Origin of the sequence: Micromonospora sp. NPDC049257, from assembly GCF_040678915.1 — a bacterium.
GTDB lineage: Bacteria > Actinomycetota > Actinomycetes > Mycobacteriales > Micromonosporaceae > Micromonospora > Micromonospora antibiotica.
In genome coordinates this window covers 88,019-106,053 of sequence record NZ_JBFAQU010000020.1, presented here as the reverse complement: position 1 = coordinate 106,053, position 18,035 = coordinate 88,019, and the positions used below count along the sequence as shown (strand labels likewise).

Genomic DNA, 18,035 nt, shown 5'->3' with positions numbered 1-18,035 from the left:
CCGGCTCCCCACCGCACGCGGTCCGATGGTAGGTGCGGTGGGGCCCCGGGCCGGTGCTCTCGGGGGCGGGCGGTGTGCGGCGGGCGCGGGTGAGCCCGGTGGGCTCCCATGATCACATTGCGATTTTGCGCACTGTCCTCGGCGTGTCGTCTACATAATCGCCAGCTGTTCATGGTCCCGCACGTTGGCGCAGCGGCGTTCAGCCCGGCGACGGGGCGTGGCCCGCTCGCTCACCAGGTACGGGGCCAGCCGAGCAGCTCGGCGAGGCGGGCGTTGTGCGGGGCGAACCCGGCGGCCAGCTCGGCCCGTAACGCCGGGGTGAGCTGCGACGGGCCGGTGTCCGCCCGGCGGGTGTGCCGGGCGAACTCCGCCGGGGTGAACGGGGCCAGCCCGAGGAACCGCAGCACGCCCGCATAGGTGGCCGCCGGGTCGGCGTACAGGTCCTCGCTGCGGATCACGTGCAGCTGGTCGGCGGGCAGGTGGGCGTACCAGCGGTCGAGCTGTTCGGCGTAGCGGCCCCGGGCTGCGTAGGAGAAGTTGCGCAGCGCGTGGTGTGCCGCCGGGGTGTCCGGCCCGTCGGCCAGCCCCCCGGCCAGCCGCCCCGACTCGGCGGCGAGCGCCTCGGCGAAGCCCAACGGCTCCAGCCCGTACGAGCGGGTGTGCAGGTAGTGCGAGTAGGCCCGCTCGACCGGGTCGCGCAGCAGCGCCACGAACCGGGCCTCGGGCAGCGTCGCCGCCACCCGGGCCGGCACGCTGGGGTGGAACAGGTAGTAGGGGCTGGCCTCGAAGCTGCGCCGGCCCGGGGCGGCCGGCGGGAAGTGCGCCCGGTACCAGCGGGTCCCCCGCCCGAAGTGCAGGCTGAAGAACTGGAGTTCCTTGCCGGTGGCGGCCCGCACGTCGGGATGCGCGGCGAGGTAGTGGTGCAGCGAGGTGGTGCCGCACCGCTGCCCGCCGATGATCAGGAAGTCGGGCAGTACGCCGACCCGGCCGGGCCGCGCCGCCCGCGCCCAGGCGCGGGTGCCGCGTACCACCCGACGGAGCCGGTCCACGGCGACCCGGCGCGGCCCCGCGCTCACCGCGACACCGCCCGGTCGGAGGTGTCCCGGCCACCCTCGCCCACCCCGGAGGGGGGCGGACCGTCGTCGGACGGGACGTCCCCGGCGGCGGTGTCGGGCGGGTCGCCGCGACGGCGGCGGGCCAGGGTGCGCAGCACCATCAGATCCTCCCGGCTGAGCCCCAGCGCCAGCACGGTCCCCAGGTAGACGGCGACGATCGTGGTCAGGCCGACGAACGGCCGCCACGGCCAGCCCGGCACCAGCCAGCGCACCAGCAGCCCGGCGGCCAGCGCGACCACCCCGGCAGCGAGCCCCTTGGCCATCCCGACGGTGAACGGCAACGCGCCGGTCAGGTGGCGGACCTGCACCACCCGGGCGATGTTGACCACGATCAGCGAGGCGCTCCACGCCGCCGCCGCGCCGACGATCCCGTACGCGGGGATGAGCCACAGGTTGAGCAGCACGTTGAGCACCAGGGCGACCAGGTTGTCGGCCATGTTGAGCGCCACCCGGCCGGACATGTTCAACACCGTGCCGCACGGCCCGGTGGCCGCGTTGACGAGCTGGCCGAGGGCGAGGATCACGGTCACCGCCGCGCCGGTGGCGACCTCGCCGCCGAAGACGCGCAGCAGGTCACCGGGGAGGACCAGCAGTGCCACGAACGCCGGCAGCGACAACCGGACCACCCAGCCGGTGGCCACCGCGTAGACCCGGCGGACGTCGTCGAGGTCCCCCCGGTGGTAGAGGTGCGCGAGGTACGGGCCGAACGCCGCGTTGACCGGCGCGAGGACGAAGATGGCCACGGTGACCAGCCGGGTCGCGACGTTGTAGACGCCGATCTCCGGGTTGGCGAAGAAGCCGAGCAGCAGGGTGTCGACCCAGATCAGCCCGGTCGACGACAGCGACGACACCCAACTGACCGTGGAGAAGCGGAACAGCTCCCCCGGCCGGTGCACCGGGCGGGCCGGCGGCACCCGGCGCACCAGCCGGGCCAGCGACAGCAGGGCGAGCAGGGCGGCCGACCAGCCGGCCACCACCAGCGCCCAGAACGCCCCGGTCAACCCGGCCCCGGTGACCAGGGCGAGCACGGTGAGCAGCAGCCGGGTGCCCGGCTCGTAGAGCTGGCCGATGAAGGTGTACGGCCGCTGGGTGCGCCAGCCCCGGGTCGCCGCCAGCGCCGCCTCACAGATCGTCGACGCGGGCAGGGTCAGCGCGACCAGTCGTAGGCCGGTGACCAGTCCCGGGTCGTGGAGCCGGTCGGCGAGCCACGGTGCCCCCCAGGCCAGGGCCCCGGCGAGGACGACCGACGAGCCGGCGGAGACGGCCAGCCCCAACCGGACGGTGCCGCGCAGTGCCGGGGCGTCGTCGTCGGCCAGGTGCACCGCCACGAACCGGGTCAGCCCGGCCCGGAACCCGGACAGCGACAGCAGCCCGGCCAGCGACAGCACCGCGTAGCACTGGGCGTACCGGCCGACCTCCCGGATGCCCAGCACCCGGGCCAGCAGCAGCATGACCAGGAAGACCGCCGCCTGGCTGAGCAGGGCACCGAGCAGGTTGAGACCGCCGCCCCGGGCCATCCCCCGCACGTGCTGGTCGCCCCGGGTGGACGCTTCGGTCACCCCGGCCTACCGGCGGCGGGAGTGCTGCTCGGGCACGGTCGCCGTCACCGCCGGCAGCACCACCGTGTCGTCACTGCTGCGCCGCCCACCGGTCGGGGCCGGGGTGGCCCGGCCGACGGCCGCCGGCTGTCCGGCCCGACGGCTGCGCGCCAGCCACTCCAGCACCGCCACCAGCAGCACGGCCAGCAGCAGGCCGGCACCGGACACCGGGAGCACCAGCGCGACCAGCGCCTTCATCCGGGACACCGGCTGCGCCTCGCCGACGCTGGTCACCTTGTCGGGGTCGGCCGCCTGGGACTGGGCGCGGGCCTGTTGCAGGCCCTGCCGGGCCGAGGCCAGCGCACTGGTGGCGCTGTCCCGCTGGGCGATCAACGCCTGGTAGTCGGGCAGCTTGGGGCCGAGTTCGTCGAGCCGCTTCTGCCCGGCGCTGATCGAGTCGGCGGCGGCGTCGGCGCCCCGGCTGTTGCCGACCGCCTGCATCTGCAACTGCTGCTGCCGCAGGCTGGCGATCTCCTGCAGCGTCGACTGGTAGAGCTTGTCCGGCTGGCTGACCTTGTTGGTCTTCTCCCAATCGTTGATCGCCCGGGTGGCGCCGGTCAGCTCGTCGGTGGCCGCCTTCACCTCGTCGGTGGCGATGTTGACCTGGCTGGTGAACAGGAACGCCAGCGCGCGCTTGCCGGTGGCGGTGAGCACCGGGGCGACCGTGGACCGGTCGTCGGCGGTGTAGGTCACGGTGAGCTGGCTGCTCGCGCCGACCTGCTTGACCGCCAGGCCGTCGCGCAGCGCGTCGGCGGGGACCCCGGTGTCGGCGGCCACCTGGTCGACCACCTGCGGGGAGGTGACCGCCGCGGCGAAGGCCGCCGCGAACTGGTTGGCGGCCTGGGTGCCGGTGTACTGCTGGGCGGCGCTACCGCCGACCAGGGCGGGCGCGGCGACGTAGGAGGTGGCGGCGTACTGCTGCGGGCCGAGCAGGACGATCGACGCGGCTGCCGCCCCGGCGACCAGCGGAATGCCCACCAGCAGCCAGAGTCGACGCCGCGCGACCCGCAGATAGTCGACGATCTCCACCCTGGTGCTCCCCACTGCTTGATCCTTCATCGGTTGGTCCGGCCGGTCGTCACCGGTCGGGGCGTCGCCGGCCGGGACAGGTCGTCCGGTAGCCCGCGGGCGACCGCGCCGGCTGCCGCGGCGAACGCCGCGAAATACCACAGGGTGACCACGTTCGAGATCACGTTGGACGCGGCGCTGACCGCGACGAAGGCGACCGCGCAGCCCAGGAAGCCGATCGCGATGCCCCGGCCGAGCGTGCCCGGTGGGGCCCGGCGCAGCGCGTTGAGCCCGGTGTGCAGGCACAGCGCCATCATCGCCAGGTACGCCAGCAGCCCGGCCAGCCCGGTCTCCACGTACGCGCGCAGGAAGTCGTTGTGCGGCTTCTTCGCCTCGTCGGCCTCGAACTTCGTCATGTTGGGGCCGATCCCGGTGACCGGGTTGCGGTTGGCCAGCGACACGATCTCCGACCAGTAGCCGACCCGCCAGGCGAGGGTGTTGCCGGTCGGGCCGCCGCCCACGGCGCTGCTGTCGGCGAGTTGCCCGAAGCGGTGCGCCACGCTCGGCAGCAGGGCCACCCCGGCCACCGTGACCAGGCAGAGCGCCACCAGCATCCGCCGGCTGCGGTGCAGCACCGCGACCACCAGCAGGCCCAGCCCCGCACCCAGGATGGCGCTGCGGGTGTTGGTGAGCAGCAGGAACAGCAGCGACGCGGCGAGCAGCACGCCGAGGCCGAGGCGCAGTCGGCGGCTCAGGTAGCGGTGGATGCCGAACCCGAAGATCACCATGAACATGAGGTAGCGGCCGAACGTGGTGGACTGGCTGAACGGGCCGCTGATCCGGGTGAAGTCTCCCTTGACCTCTGCCGGTGGGTGGCCGAGCAGGGACAGCACGACGGTGTAGCCGACCGCCAGCGCCAGCGAGACGTAGGCGGCGAGCAGCACCCGGCGGACCGCCGGCAGGTCCGGCATGAGCTGTTCCAGGACGACGAACATCACCACCACGGTGCCGATCCGCAGCGCCTCCAGGGCGCTGGGCACCGGCTGGGCGGCACCGGCGGCGCTGACCAGGCAGGTGGCCCCGACCAGCAGCATCGCCACGCCGAGCGGGGAGCCGCGCAGCCGGCCGTGCTGCCGCAGTTGGGCGGCGAGCCAGAGGCCGGCGGCGAGCAGGAACAGCACCGCGAGGATCGTCGAGGGGTCCATCGTGCGGGTCGCCCCGGCACCGTCGGCCCGGCCGGCCGTCGGGCCGCTGAGCTTGAACAGGTCGACGCAGGACCGGACCGCCAGCATCAGCAGCACGTACGCCGAGAAGCGGGTCAGCGCGAGCGCGCCGACGGCCAGCCCGGCGAGGATCACCAGGGGCAGCACGGCGGCGATCCGGCCGCCCCCGGTCGCGGCCAGCCCGGCGCCGACCGCCACCACGGCGCAGAGCAGCGCCGCGCCGCCGGTCAGCAGGCGGGTGGTCCGGTCACCGGCGGACCACCGGCGGGGTCGCCCCCCGGGCAGGCCGAGGTCGCCCTCCGTGCCGTGTCGCTGTCCGTCCACCGCTCGCCGACCACTCGTTTCCAGGGAACTGTTGCCGGTCGCCGCCGACGGCCGGGAGAACGGCCTAATCTAACGGGCGACGCGATCGGGGGACATGGGCCGTTACGTCGGCCGTGGGCGACCCAACGTCCGGTTCCTCGGGACGGGGGGCGCGCAGGGCCAGCGAGAAGTAGAGTTTTTCCAGCTCGCGGGCTGCCGCGTCCCAGCTGTACTCGGCCAGGACCCGGTCACGCAGCAGCGCGGCACCGGCCCGTTCGGCCGGTACGTCGGCGGTCACCGTGGCCAACGCCCGCAGCAGGTCGTCGGCGTCGCCGTCACGGAACAGCCGGTGCCCGGGGCCGTCGTGGGCCAACACCTCACGGTGGGGTTCGATGTCGCTGGCCACCACCGGCAACCCGTACGAGGCTGCCTCCAGCAGGGTCAGCGGCAGCCCCTCCAGGCGGGACGGCTGCACGAAGGCCGCCGCGTGCGAGTACAGCTCGGCGAGCACGTCGCCGTAGACGAAGTCGGTGAACACGATGCGCGGGTCGTCACCGGCGGCCTGCCGCAGCCCGGCGACGTACTCGTCGGTGAAGGACGAACCGCCGACGATGGCCAGCCGCAGGTCGGTCGGCAGCCGCCGGAACGCCCGGACGAGCAGGTCGGCGGCCTTCTCCGGGACGAGCCGACCGACCAGCAGCAGGTAGCCACCGGGGCGCAGGCCGAACCGGGACAGCTCCCGGGGCGGCCGGTGGGTGGGGGTGGCCACCCCGTTGGGGATGTAGCGGGCCGGCCGGCCGAACCTGCTGGTGTAGTGCGCCGCCAGCCCCTGCGACACGGTCACCCGGGCGTCCGGCAGGTGTCCGCTGAGCCGGTACGCGGTGCCGAGCACCGCCCGCGCCGCCCGGCCCCACTTGTCGCGCTGGTTGTCCAGCCCGTGCACGGTGAGCACCACCCGGGCCCGGGAGGCGTAGCGGGCCAGCGGCGCGGTCAGCACCGGGCCGAGACCGTGGTAGTGCACGATGTCGGGGCGCTCGGTCAGCGCCGCCAGGGTCGAGGTGGCCGAGTGCACGATGGCGTCGAGGTGCTTGCTGGGCACGGTGCGGGCCCGCCGCAACCGGATGCCCCGGTGCCGGGTCGTCTCCACCGCGCCGTAGCTGTCCCGGCAGTAGACGGTGATCTCGTGGCCGAGCCCGGCCAGCCGGCTGGCCATCTCCTCCACGTGCCGTTCGATCCCCCCGTAGGTGGCCGGCACGCCCTTCTGGCCGATCATCGCCACCCGCAGCGGACGCCAGCCCGGCGGGCAGGTCACGGTCGGCCCCGAACGGTCGGGGCGGAGTTGCTCTCCCCGATCGGCGGCTTCGTCACGCAACGGCACTGTCCCCCCTCGTTTCTGCTCCTCACCGGGTTGGTGGCGCTGTCCCCGGCGCACGGGACGCTAGATCATCGACGATCGGCCGGCCACTGGCCGGTCAGTCAGACCTGGCCGGACACCGGTGGTGTCCGGCCAGGTCGGACACCACCGGTGTCCGGCCGGTCGACCGCCGGTGACCGCCCGGTGCCGATACGACGCCGGGAGGACGGAGTCTCCGTCCTCCCGGCGACCGGAGGGTGACGTCAGGAGGTCGGGCCGCCGAACTCCACCCAGTTGAGGTTGAACAGGCTGGTCGTGGGTCCGCCGGAGACGGGCTTGAAGACCAGGTAGAGCGCGTGGGTGCCGGCGGCCTGGCTGACCGGGAAGGTCTGGCTGGCCCAGGCGCTGGTGCCGGTGGTCGCGTTGAGCGTCGCGCTGGTCACCAGCGCACCGGTCGGCGAGTCGAGCCGCAGCTCGACGATGCCGCGCGGGGTTCCGACGGTGGCCGTGGAGCCACCGGCGTACCGGAAGGTGATCTTGTCGATCCCGCCCAGGTTGATCGGGTCGAGCGCGATGTGGTCACCGCTGTCGATGCCGGCCACGTGCTGGCCGCCACCGGCGTCGGTGGTGTTGGCCAGGGTGACGCCCTGCTGGACCTGGGCGAACTCGGCCTGCTGCCGGAAGGTCTGCAGGACGATCTGGTCGAGCGAGGACAGCGCCGGCTGGCCGTTGGCGCCCTTGTCGGTGTAGGTGGCGCTGATCGCGCCGTACAGGTAGCCACCGGCGTGGTCGGCGCCGTCGGCCGGGGTCTCGAACGAGCCGGAGCAGCCGTTGGCGTCGCTCATGCCGTGGCCGTGGGTGTCGTGGCCGAGCACGAACGAGACCGTGACCCGGCTGCAGTCGATCGGGCCGTCCTCGGGGTCGGTCACGGTGACCGTCCACGGCACGGTGTCACCCCAGTTGAAGAACGTGCCGGACAGCGGCGAGGTGACCTTCACGGTGGGCGCGGTGTTGCCCACGGTGATCTCGCGGGTGAGCACCGCCGTCTTGCCGCTGGTGTCGGTGACCGTCAGCTTGGCGGTGAACACCCCGACGGTGGTGTAGGTGTGCGACGCGTCCCGCTGGGTCGAGTCGGTGCTGCCGTTGCCGTCGAAGTCCCAGGCGTAGGTGATGGTCTCGCCCGGGTCCGCGTCGTAGGAGCCCTCGGCGGAGAACTGCACGGTCAGCGGTGCCGCACCCGAGGTGGGGCTGGCCTTCAGTTCGGCCACCGGCGCCCGGGTGCCCTTGGCGTAGCGGATCACCGACAGCGCGGCGTCCGGGTTGGCCCGGAAGAAGCCGTCGCCGTACTCCAGCAGGTAGAGGTTGCCGTCCGGGCCGAACTCCATGTCCATCGGGTTGTCGAAGACGAAGCCCGGCAGGAACTGCTCCACCCCGACCAGCTTGCCGCTGCCGTTGGTGCGCATCATGTAGATCTTGTCCCGGGTGAACTCCCCGAAGACCACCGCGTCGTTGTAGTACTCCGGGAACTTGGTCTCGGAGGCCAGCGCCGCGTCGTACTTGTAGACCGGGCCGCCCATCGGGCCGACGCCCCCGGTGCCGAGCACCGGCCACTGGAACTCACAGGTGCCGGGCGGGGTGCTCAGGTACGCCTCGGCGCAGGTGGTGGTGGCCCGGAAGGTGTAGTTGAGCTGCGGGTCCTGCACCGGCGGGAGGACCCGACGGCCGGTGTTGCGCGGCGAGTCGTTCACCGGTGCGGCGCAGTTGAACGCACCCTTGGACTGCTTGGTGACGAAGTCGTAGTCGATGTACGGCAGGGTCGGCGAGTAGCAGTACGGCCAGCCGTAGTTGCCTGCCTTGTTGGCGGCGATCCACCGCCCGGTGCCCTCCGGCCCCCGGGCCGCGTTCGGCACCTGCGAGTCCGGCGAGTAGTCACCGATGTAGACGAAGCCCCGCGAGTCCACGTCGAAGCGGAACGGGTTGCGCAGGCCCATCAGGAAGATCTCCGGGCGGGTCTTGTCGTCGCGGTCCTCGGCCTCGGGGAAGAGGTTGCCGGCCGGGACGCTGTACGACCCGTCCGCCTTCACCTTGATCCGCAGCACCTTGCCCCGCAGGTCGTTGGTGTTGCCGGCGGAACGCTGCGCGTCGTAGCCCGGCCCCTGGGTAGGCGACTCGTTGATCGGGGTGAAGCCGTCCGAGCCGCCGGCGTTGGTGTCGTCGCCGGTGACCAGGTAGAGCAGCCCCTTGCCGTCGAACTTGATCTCACCGGCGACGTGGCAGCAGACGCCCCGGTCGGTGTCGACCTTCATGATCTTCTGCTCGCTGGCCAGGTCCAGGTGCGGGGTCGGCTCCTCCACCCACTTGAACCGGGAGAGCTGGTTGTGTCCCTTGTAGGCGTCCCACGCGCTCGGGTCGGTGCTGGTCACCGGCGCGTCGGTGATGGGGGTGTCGAGCTTCGGCGCGTAGTAGACGTAGACCCACTTGTCGGTGGCGAAGTCCGGGCCGACGGTGACCGACTGGAGGCCGTCCTCGTCGTGCTGGTACACCGGGAGGGTGGTGATGACCGGGCTCGCGCCGGTCTTCGGGTCGTAGAGCCGGATCTCGCCGGCCCGGGTGTTGTGCAGCACCCGGCCGTCGGGCAGCACCGACAGGGTCATCGGCTCGCCCGGCTCGTCGTTGAGGATGACCTTCTCGTAGTTGGCCTTGACCGTCGCACCGCAGTCGCCCTGGACCATGCCGGCCGACCACTGGATCGCGCCGAGCAGGTGCTTGCGGAACGCCCCGTTGGCGTACGTGTCGGCGGAGTCGCCGAGTCCGGTGTAGAACGACCGGCCGCCCTGGAAGTCCTTGCACCAGGAGATCGGGTGGTCGAAGCCCATGGTGCCGCCGGTGAAGGACTTCTCGTCCACCGTGGCCAACACGTGCGCGGTGCCCCGGACGTTGGTGGTGAAGTTGTACCACTGGTCGTTGAGGGTGAGCTGCCGGGCGAGCGGCTTGCTCGCCGGGTGCGCCCGGTCGGCCACGTCGATGGTCGCCGACCCGCTCGACGCCGTACCGGCCACGGTGGTGCCGACGATGTCGCGGTAGAACGTCCACGATGGTTCGGCCTCGACCGCGGCATGCACGCCGAGGTAGCCACCACCGTTGCGGATGTAGCGCTCGAAGGCCGCCTCCTGGCCGCCGTTGAGCACGTCGCCCGTGGTGTTGAGGAAGACGACCGCGCCGTAGCTGGCCAGGTTGTCGTCGGAGAAGGCGGTCGCGTTCTGGGTGACGTCGACGGTGAAGCCGTTGCCGTTGCCCAGGGTGCGGATCGCGTTGACGCCCTTGTCGATCGACGGGTGACGCTCACCGTCGGTCTTGGTGAACACCAGGACGCTTGTCTGGTCCTGGGCCGGCTGGGCCAACGCCGGGGCGGTCGCGGCGAGCGGGACGACGATCCCGACCCCTGCGATCGCGGCGAGCCATCGGTGTACCGATCTTGCCATCTGGTTCCTCCGGTGGGGGACGATGTGCTACCTGCTCCGGGCGGGTGCCGGGGCCACCCGGGGTGTCGTGGTGCTGCGCCTGGCTCTCCGGTGGGGCGGGACGACGCCGTCCCTGCCCCGGGGTGGTTCGCCGACCGGTGAGCTGCCGCACGGTCCGGGGGCGCGGCCCGTGCTGCGGGCACGGGGCATCGCGGCCCGGGGTACGGGTCGGAAGAGGTGACGTGGTGGCGGGCGGGGCCTGCGGGGGCGTACCGCCCGGGGACCGTGCCGACATCCTGCCCGGGTCTGCCGGGGCGGGGTCGGGGCGTGGCGGTCGGAAAGCGACGGCGTCCGGGCGGTGGCGGTCGCGTCAGGGGACGCGACCGCCACCCGGGAGCCGCCGACGGTGGTGCGAACCGCCGGTCGGTGCCCAGCTGCGGCCGGTAACCGGCCGTCGGGGGCGGTCAGTCGTTGCGGTAGATGGTCAGGTCGGCCATGTTGGCGTAGCTGAGCCGGGCGAAGTCCAGCGACTGGCCCGGGTTGGCGGCACCGCCGGGGGCGGTGTCCATCTCCCAGTTGGCGTGGTGGAACTCGGACTCGCCGATGGTCTCGAAGAACTGCTGGAAGTTGATGTCGCCCTCACCGAGCGGGATCATCTCGTAGCCGTTGGCCAGCGTGCTGTTGCGGTTGCCGTCCTTGGCGTGGAACAGCGGGAACCGCTTGGTACGCCGGGCCACGTTGAGGATCGGGTCGAACAGCGAGGTCTTCTGCTGGCCGGCGGAGTTGGTGTACTTGGTGTGCTTGAACCGGGCCACGTACGCCCAGTAGATGTCGCACTCGAAGTAGACGTACTTCGGGTCGGTCTTGGCGAAGAAGTACTCCAGCCGGCGCACGCCGGAGGAGCGGGTCGGCTTGCCGTTGGCGTCCAGCGGGCCGCTGTCGAGCAGGAACGAGTAGGCCACGTCGTGGTTGTGGGTGTAGAGACGCATCTTGCGTTCCTTGGCCTGCCGGCCCAGCTCGTTCCACAGGTCGGCGGCGGCGTCCCAGTCGGCCTGGTAGGCGCTGTTGGTCGGGTCGCTGCCGGTGCCGATGTTCTTCATGCCGAGTTCCTCGGCGATGTCGAGCTGCTGCTGGAAGGTGGCCGCGTTGATCGACGTGTGGGTGCCGTTGGCGACGAGGCCGTTGTCGTCCAGGATCTTGCGGATCTCGGTCGGGGTGATCTGCCGGCCCAGGATCGAGGTGTGCTGGTTGTAGCCGGCGAACTCGATCTCCTTGTAGCCCATCTCGGCCAGGCTGGCGAGCACCCGCTCGAAGCCGTAGGGCACGCCGCTGTCGTCGGGGGCGGCGGAGATCCGGTCCCGGACGCTGTAGAGGATGATGCCGCGGTTCTGCGTCGGGATGAGCGGGTCGACCCGCCACTTGCCGTCCGCGCGGGCCGGGCCCTTGGTCTGGAGCACCGGCAGTCCGGCCGCGCCGAGGACGGCGGCGGCGCCGGCCGACGCGGCGAGCAGCCGACGACGGGTGACCTGGGCACGGTACTGCGGGTCGGCGGCCAAACGGCGTTGTTCCTCGTTCACAATTTCCACCTTTCGAGGGTGGCCCTGCGGCCACGGAGACGTGCGAGTCCTGCTGGGAGGGTCGGTAAGGACCTGCGCCGCCGAATACGCGTGGCCCGGTGGATGACTGGTCGATCAAGGGGGGATGTCAGCCGTGTTACGTCCGTGAACCGGACACTAACGGTGGCTGACGGCTAAAGATAGACCTCGAACGGAGAAACTTTTGCACGTCTAAACAAAAGTTCTCGACGGTCGGAGACCCTGCCCGAACGGCCGCCCAGACCCGGCTCCCCGGTCGATTCCCCGACCCCCACCAGCGCGAACAGCGACGGCGCCCCGGGAGGCGGGCAGGCGGACACGGCGCGGGGCACGGTGTCGACCCCACCATCGAATCGACACCGTGCCCGACGCGCCTCGACACCGTGCCCGACGCGTCGCCGTGGACCGCTGCGGCACCGGCCGGCGTGCCACTCCCCCGAGCGGGTGACCCGGCCCGTTATCCGGAACCGGCCAGCACCAGCTCCTCCAACCGCTGCTCCAGCGCCGCCGCGTCCAACCCGCCCGGCCAGCCCCGCAGCAACGCACCGCCCTTGGCGACCAGCACGACGGCCGGTGGCTCCCGCACCGCGTACGACCGCCAGACGGTCTGCTGCTCGTCGACCACGACCGGGTACTCCACCCGGTGCGTACGCAGGTAGTCCTGCAACTCGTCGGCCTGGTCCGCGCCGGCCACCCCGACGAAGACCACCCGGTCCCGGTGGCGGCGGGCCAGCTCGCTCAGCGCGTCCTGCCGGGCGACGCAGGTGGTGCACCAGGAACTGAAGAAGGTGAACACCACCGGCCGGTCCGCCCACAGCCCGGCGGCGGTGAGCGGGGTGCCGTCGGTGAGCGCACCGGTGAACGCGGGGGCGGCCGGGGCGGTGCCGGGGGGCGGGCGCAACGCCAGGTCGGCGGGGACCGGACCGGGCAACGTGGACGCGCCCCCGGCGAGCACCGGCGCGGTCTCCGCGGTCGGCCCGGCGGAGCAGCCGGCCAGCACCAGCACCGCCAGCAGCGCCGCGAGCAGCCGCCTCATGCCGGCACCACCGCCACCAGCGCCGGCCCCTCGCTGCTGTCCGGGGTCAGCTCCAGCGCGGGCCGGCCGGCCACCTCCAGCCGGTACCCGGCCCGCTGCGGCACCTGCACCGGCACCGCGAACTCGCAGTAGGTCGGCACCCGTTCCACCTCGAGGTCCTCGGCGAACGCGGCCACCGCCGTGCCCGCCGGCAGGGTCCCGGTGACCAGGGCCGCCCCGTCGGGGTCGAGCACCCGGAACGGCGCCCGGTGGTGGAAGTAGAGGTACGGCCCGGTGCCGGCGCAGTCCACACCCTCGGCCCGGATGTTGATGTCACGGACCAGGACCCGGACGGTGGTCGGGGTGACCGCCTCCGGTCCGCCGTCGGTGCCGGCACAGCCGGTCGCCCCGGCCAGCAGCGTCGCCCCGGCCGACAGCAGGGTCAGCAGCGCGCCGGTGCCGCGCCGGGCACCCGTGGACAGCCGCACGTCGTCTCCTCCCACCCGTGCGTCGGGCCCGGGGCGGCGTGTGCCGTCCCGGACCCGACGCGACGATCGATCCCGGTCAGGACTTCTCCACCCGGCACTGCTTCGTCACGGTCTTCGACGGGTCGCTCTCCGAGGTCGCGGTGAGCTTGACGAAACCGGTGTCCGCGGCGGCGGCGGTGGCCCCCACCGACACCCGGACGGTGGTGGACTTGCCGAACTGGGCGGTGGCCAGCGGGTTGGGCAGCCAGGTCCGCCAGCCCTTGCCGGCCACCTCGGCCGAGAGCCGGTAGACGTCCGACTTGAGGTACGCGGTCACGTCCTCCGGGTGCTGCTGCCCACCGGCGGAGTACGCGCCGGTGTTGGTCAGCTCGAACGAGCAGGTCACACCCCGGTTCGTGGGCTTGCCGGTGCTGGTCACCTCGCCCTTGCCCAGCGTCACGCCGTGGCTGCTCGGCCCCCCGGTGCCGTCCAGCGACCGCACCGCCACCGTGTACGACAGCGAGCCGGCGGCGTCCCGCTTGAGGTCGATGACGTAGAAGTGCAGCCGGTTGGCCTCGTCGACGTACTCGTACTGGCTGCCGGTGTCCGCCCCGGCGTGGAACAGCGCGTCGGAGAGCTGCCGGTAGTCACCCATGGTGATCTTCTGCGGGGTGCCGTCCGGCCGGTAGAAGTCGATCATGTCGATGTCCTGCGGGTTGGCGTCCACCACCCACTGGAACGGCGCGCTGTCGGCGTTCTTGGTCTTGCTCAGCAGCACGCCCCGGTCCGGGGTGAACGAGTCGGCCCCCATCCGGTCGACGACCTCGACGGTGTAGTTGTTGAAGCTGCCGCCGTCGCACAGCGGGTTCGTGGCGACCGTGCAGGCGGGCGAGAGGTCCTTGTTCAGCGCGATGTTCACGCCGGTCAGCCCCTTCGGGCCGGCATCGACGGCGCGGGCGGTCACCTGGGCGGTGACCAGACCCGAGGAGGCCAGCGCCTCCCGGGAGAGCCGCAGCACGTGCTCCTCACCGAGCAGGCCGATCTTGAGCTTGTCCCGCACCGTGTGCAACGACCCCATCGAGCCACCGTTGGTCGGCGGGATCTGCCAGCGGGTGTGCGGGCCACCGGGGCCGTTGAACGAACCCCGCGACATCATGCTCCAGATGCCGGTGTACGCCCGGCGTAACGGCTCGCCGTACGGGTTGTTGTAGTTGTCGCCGATGCCGAGCAGGTGGGTCAGCTCGTGGGCGTACACCCCCATGCCGGAGCTCTCCCCCTGGGTGGACGAGCCGGAGCCGGCGTTGGGCCACAGGGTCGCCGCCGCCTTCCAGGACGTCCACTCGACGTAGCGGGTCTTGGCCCAGTTCGGCAGGTTGGGGTCCGGCGGGCCCCAGGAGTCCGGCACGTCCTCCTTGTTCTGGAAGATCATCTGCCCGAACTCCTGCCAGGTGGACGACTCGTCCTGCCCGGCGCTGAGGATGAAGACCAGCTCGTACTGGTTGGCGACCTCGTCACCGACCGCCGCCCGCCACGCGCCCAGCCCGTCGGTGCGGATGTTCTTGTTGCAGGCCTCCCCGCCCGGGCAGGCGCCGGGGTTGAAGCTGTTGTCCAGCCCGTACTGGTAGGACTTCGCCGGCAGCTGGTACGGCCCGAACCCGGCCAGGTCCACGCCGTAGCGCCCGTTGGAGTCCTGCATCCAGTACTCGTGCAGGGTGTGCCCCTTGTTCAGGGTGTTCGGGGTGTTGAGGAAGTCCTGGTAGAACTTCGGCACGTCGGCGCGGGGGATGTTGGCCGCGACCGACTGGGGGTTGCCGAAGACCGTCGAGCGGGCCCGTTGGGACACCGCGAACGTCTGGTCCGGATAGTCGAGCGCGACCAGGGCGATCTTGAAGTTGCGGATCGCGCCCCGCACGCTCGGGTCGGCCCAGTTCTTACCCGGCACCGCCTGGTAGTCGTCCCAGGTCATGGTGTCGGGGTTCTGCCAGGCCTGCGGGTCGAGGACCTGGAACGGCGCGGTGCCGCCGGCCGGATTGGCCGGGGCCGCGGCGGCCTGCGCCGCGCCGGTCACCACCAGCGTGCCGGCCAGGACCGCGGCCAGCACGGAACGCCTCAGTCGGGGTTTGTTGCGGGTAACACGGTGCACAGGTTCACCTCTCGTCGGGAGGGACACGGCGTCCGGTCCGGTGTCGGCGGGGGGGTGGCTGCCGGGGCACCTGTCACTGGGCCGCGCAGCGAATCTAGGAGGACGGGCCGGGGCCGGTCACCGTGCAGATGTCGGCAGGTGGACCGGCCGCTTCCGACACCTGAAGGACCCGCGTCGGGTCACGGCGGGCCACCAGCGTCCGCCGGGACCTCCCCGACCCGCCCGATCCACCCGCCCGGCCCGCCCGTCGACCGGCCCCGCCGGCCGGGGTGGTTCACCGGGGACGACCGTCGACGACCGGATCGACGGTGACCGACAGGGCCCGGACCAGGTCCCGGCGCAGCCGGGCGACGGCCGGCTGCGGCAGCGGACCGCGCGGCGGGCGGCACCGGCCGCCGAACCGTCCGGCGCAGTCCATCGCCAGCTTGATGGCCTGCACCGCCTCCGGCCGGGAGCCCCAACCGAACGCCGGGTGCAGCTCGGCGTAGAGCGGCAACGCCCGGGCCAGATCCCCGGCGACACAGAGGTCGTAGAGCCGCAGGGCCTGCCGGGGCAGCGCGTTGGACAGGCCGGAGACCCAGCCCCGGGCCCCGCACAGCACCAGTTCGAGCAGCACGTCGTCCGCGCCGGCCAGCACGTCCACGTGCGGGCAGAGGTCCCTGATCCGGTGCACCCGCCGCACGTCACCGGAGAACTCCTCGACCGCGACGATCCCGTCGGTCTCGGCGACCCGGGCGAGCAGCTCCGGCGTCAGGTCCACCCGGGTGTCGTACGGGTCGTTGTGGGCCACCACCGGCAGGCCGACGGCGGTCACCTCCCGGTAGTGGGCGACCACGTCGGCGTCGCCTGCGGGGTAGCCGTCCGGGGGTGGGGCGAGCACCCCGGCGGCCCCGGCGGCGGCGGCCTGCTCCGCCCAGCGGCGGGACTGCCGGCTGCCGTACCCGCCGACGCCGGGCAGCACCGCGCAGCCGGGTGGCGCGGCCTGCACCGTCGCCCGCACCACGTCGGCCCGCTCGTCGTCGGACAGCGCCCGGTACTCCCCCACCGACGCGCACGGCGTCACCCCGTGGCAGCCCGCCTCGGCGAGCCACCGCACGTGCTCCTGGAGCCGGTCGAAGTCGACGCCGAGGTCGTCACGCAACGGCGTGGTGATGGCGACCAGCACCCCCCGCCAGGGCCTACCAGCTGTCACTCGGGCGTTCCCTCCTACGCGCCGGCGGCCCGCTGCCCACCGCAGGTGGAACCCTACGATCGTCGATCGTCGTGGCTCTTCGGACAATTGCCGGAACAGTCGCCGTGGGGGCCGTCCTTTTGTCGGTATATCCGCGGTGGACCTTGCGCACAGGCCCACCGGCCGCACAGGGTAGGGCACCGGCTGTCGCACCCCCTGCCGCGCAGCCAACCAGGGGAGATCCATGCACGGTGAGCTTCAGCGCATAGTCGACGCCGTCGCCGCCCGGGTGGGGCGTCCCGCCCTCATCGAGGACCGGCGGCAGCGGGTGGTCGTCTACAGCGAACACGACGGGCCGATGGACGAGGTACGCCGGATGTCGATCCTGCGCCGGCAGACCACCCCGGAGGTGATCGCCTGGTTCCGCCGGATGGGTGTGCTCACCGCCCGCGAGCCGGTGCGTACCCCCGCCGACGTGGCCCTCGACCTGCTCCCCCGGGTCTGCGTGCCGATCTGGCACGACGACCTGCTGCTCGGTTTCGTCTGGTTCATCGACGACGACGGGTCGATGACCGACGCGGACATCGCCACCGCGACCGGTGCCTTCACCGACCTGTCGCTGGCCCTCTATCGGGAGAACCTGCTCGGTGAGCTGGCCTCGCAGCGGGAGTCCGAGGCCACCCGGACCCTGCTGGTGGAGAGCCCGCAGGCCCGTGCGCACGCCGTGCGTGCCCTGCTGGAGGAGGGCACGGTCGCCGGTGACGGCACGACCACGGCGGTGGTGGCCCAACTCGCCCCCGTCACCGGGCGGCACCCCGACGAGATGGCCCGGATCGCGCTGGAACAGGCACTGGTGGCGACCCGCCGGTGGCTCGGCGTACGCGAGTCGCTGCACATGGTCTGGCCCGACCACGGGGTGTTGCTGATCTGCGGTGGTCGGATCGCCGGCCGGCCCACCCCGGAAACCGCCGCCGGTCACCTCGACGAGGCGCTGGGGCAGGCGACCCGGGGGCTGTCCTCGGTGGAGCGCACGGTGACCGGCATCGGTCAGTCCCGCCCGGGGCTGGCCGACGCGGTGCAGTCGTACCGGGAGGCGGTGCAGGCGGCCCGGGTCGGTGTCCAACTGCCGGCGCTCGGCCGGGTGGTCTCCTGGGCCGGCCTGGGCATCTACCGGGTGTTGTCGCAGCTGGACGCGCGGCACCTCGACGTCGCCGGGGTGCACCCCGGGTTGGAGCGGCTGCTGCGCGACGACGCCCACCAGGTGCTGCTGGAGACCCTGGAGGCCTACCTCGACCTGGCCGGCAACGCCCACGCCACGGCCGAGAAGCTGCGGCTGCACCGGACCACCCTCTACTACCGGCTGCAACGCGTCGAGCAGCTCGCCGACACCGACCTCAAGGACGGCAACGAACGGTTGTGCCTGCACCTGGCGATGAAGCTGGGCCGGCTCACCGGCCACTACCGCACCCCGTCCTGACCGTGCCGGCCGCCCGGCGACCGTCGGGACAGGACACCCGCACCGCCGCACTGTGACAGCCCGTGTCCGGCCGGACAGATCATTGACAGATCCGAGCGGGTACGG

General features: G+C 72.5%; 12 protein-coding genes. 1 reads left to right on the top strand and 11 read right to left on the bottom strand.

Annotated elements, in window-relative coordinates; all coding sequences use genetic code 11:
• Window positions 1-230 precede the first annotated feature (230 nt).
• The 11 genes from AB0K25_RS24410 to AB0K25_RS24360 all read right to left on the bottom strand — a co-directional run bounded on the left by AB0K25_RS24410 (window position 231) and on the right by AB0K25_RS24360 (window position 16,474).
• On the bottom strand, window positions 231-1,076 hold the full coding sequence (locus tag AB0K25_RS24410) for a sulfotransferase (RefSeq protein WP_363822898.1): 846 nt from the start codon (window positions 1,074-1,076) through the stop codon (window positions 231-233).
• On the bottom strand, window positions 1,073-2,674 hold the full coding sequence (locus AB0K25_RS24405) for a flippase (protein WP_363822895.1): 1,602 nt from the start codon (window positions 2,672-2,674) through the stop codon (window positions 1,073-1,075). The genes AB0K25_RS24410 and AB0K25_RS24405 overlap by 4 nt, the downstream gene beginning before the upstream one ends.
• A 6-nt stretch (window positions 2,675-2,680) precedes the next feature.
• Entirely contained in the window at window positions 2,681-3,757 is a 1,077-nt protein-coding gene (locus AB0K25_RS24400) for a Wzz/FepE/Etk N-terminal domain-containing protein (protein WP_219462739.1), read from the bottom strand.
• An 11-nt stretch (window positions 3,758-3,768) separates the two neighbouring features.
• Complete coding sequence (locus tag AB0K25_RS24395; protein WP_363822892.1) at window positions 3,769-5,268, bottom strand: O-antigen ligase family protein; 1,500 nt, start codon at window positions 5,266-5,268, stop codon at window positions 3,769-3,771.
• A gap of 64 nt (window positions 5,269-5,332) precedes the next feature.
• Entirely contained in the window at window positions 5,333-6,619 is a 1,287-nt protein-coding gene (locus AB0K25_RS24390; RefSeq protein WP_363822889.1) for a glycosyltransferase family 4 protein, read from the bottom strand.
• 245 nt (window positions 6,620-6,864) lie between these two features.
• Window positions 6,865-10,083 carry a ThuA domain-containing protein gene (locus AB0K25_RS24385; protein WP_363822886.1) on the bottom strand — a complete coding sequence of 1,073 codons (3,219 nt, stop codon included), beginning with the start codon at window positions 10,081-10,083 and terminating at the stop codon, window positions 6,865-6,867.
• A gap of 443 nt (window positions 10,084-10,526) precedes the next feature.
• Window positions 10,527-11,639 (bottom strand): sugar phosphate isomerase/epimerase, encoded by a 1,113-nt coding sequence (locus tag AB0K25_RS24380; protein ID WP_307799121.1) that lies wholly within the window; start codon window positions 11,637-11,639, stop codon window positions 10,527-10,529.
• 475 nt (window positions 11,640-12,114) lie between these two features.
• Window positions 12,115-12,693, bottom strand: a complete 579-nt coding sequence (locus AB0K25_RS24375; protein ID WP_357534361.1) for a TlpA disulfide reductase family protein — start codon at window positions 12,691-12,693, stop codon at window positions 12,115-12,117.
• Complete coding sequence (locus AB0K25_RS24370; RefSeq protein ID WP_219462752.1) at window positions 12,690-13,160, bottom strand: hypothetical protein; 471 nt, start codon at window positions 13,158-13,160, stop codon at window positions 12,690-12,692. The genes AB0K25_RS24375 and AB0K25_RS24370 overlap by 4 nt, the downstream gene beginning before the upstream one ends.
• Window positions 13,161-13,236: 76 nt before the next feature.
• Window positions 13,237-15,282: a M6 family metalloprotease domain-containing protein gene (locus AB0K25_RS24365; RefSeq protein ID WP_363822881.1), complete on the bottom strand. Its 2,046-nt coding sequence runs from the start codon at window positions 15,280-15,282 to the stop codon at window positions 13,237-13,239.
• Window positions 15,283-15,556: 274 nt separating this feature from the next.
• On the bottom strand, window positions 15,557-16,474 hold the full coding sequence (locus AB0K25_RS24360) for a dihydrodipicolinate synthase family protein (protein WP_357534356.1): 918 nt from the start codon (window positions 16,472-16,474) through the stop codon (window positions 15,557-15,559).
• A 223-nt stretch (window positions 16,475-16,697) separates the two neighbouring features.
• On the opposite strand from AB0K25_RS24360, the gene AB0K25_RS24355 reads away from it, so the two are divergent.
• Window positions 16,698-17,930, top strand: a complete 1,233-nt coding sequence (locus AB0K25_RS24355) for a helix-turn-helix domain-containing protein (protein WP_357534354.1) — start codon at window positions 16,698-16,700, stop codon at window positions 17,928-17,930.
• The last annotated feature ends 105 nt before the right edge of the window (window positions 17,931-18,035 follow it).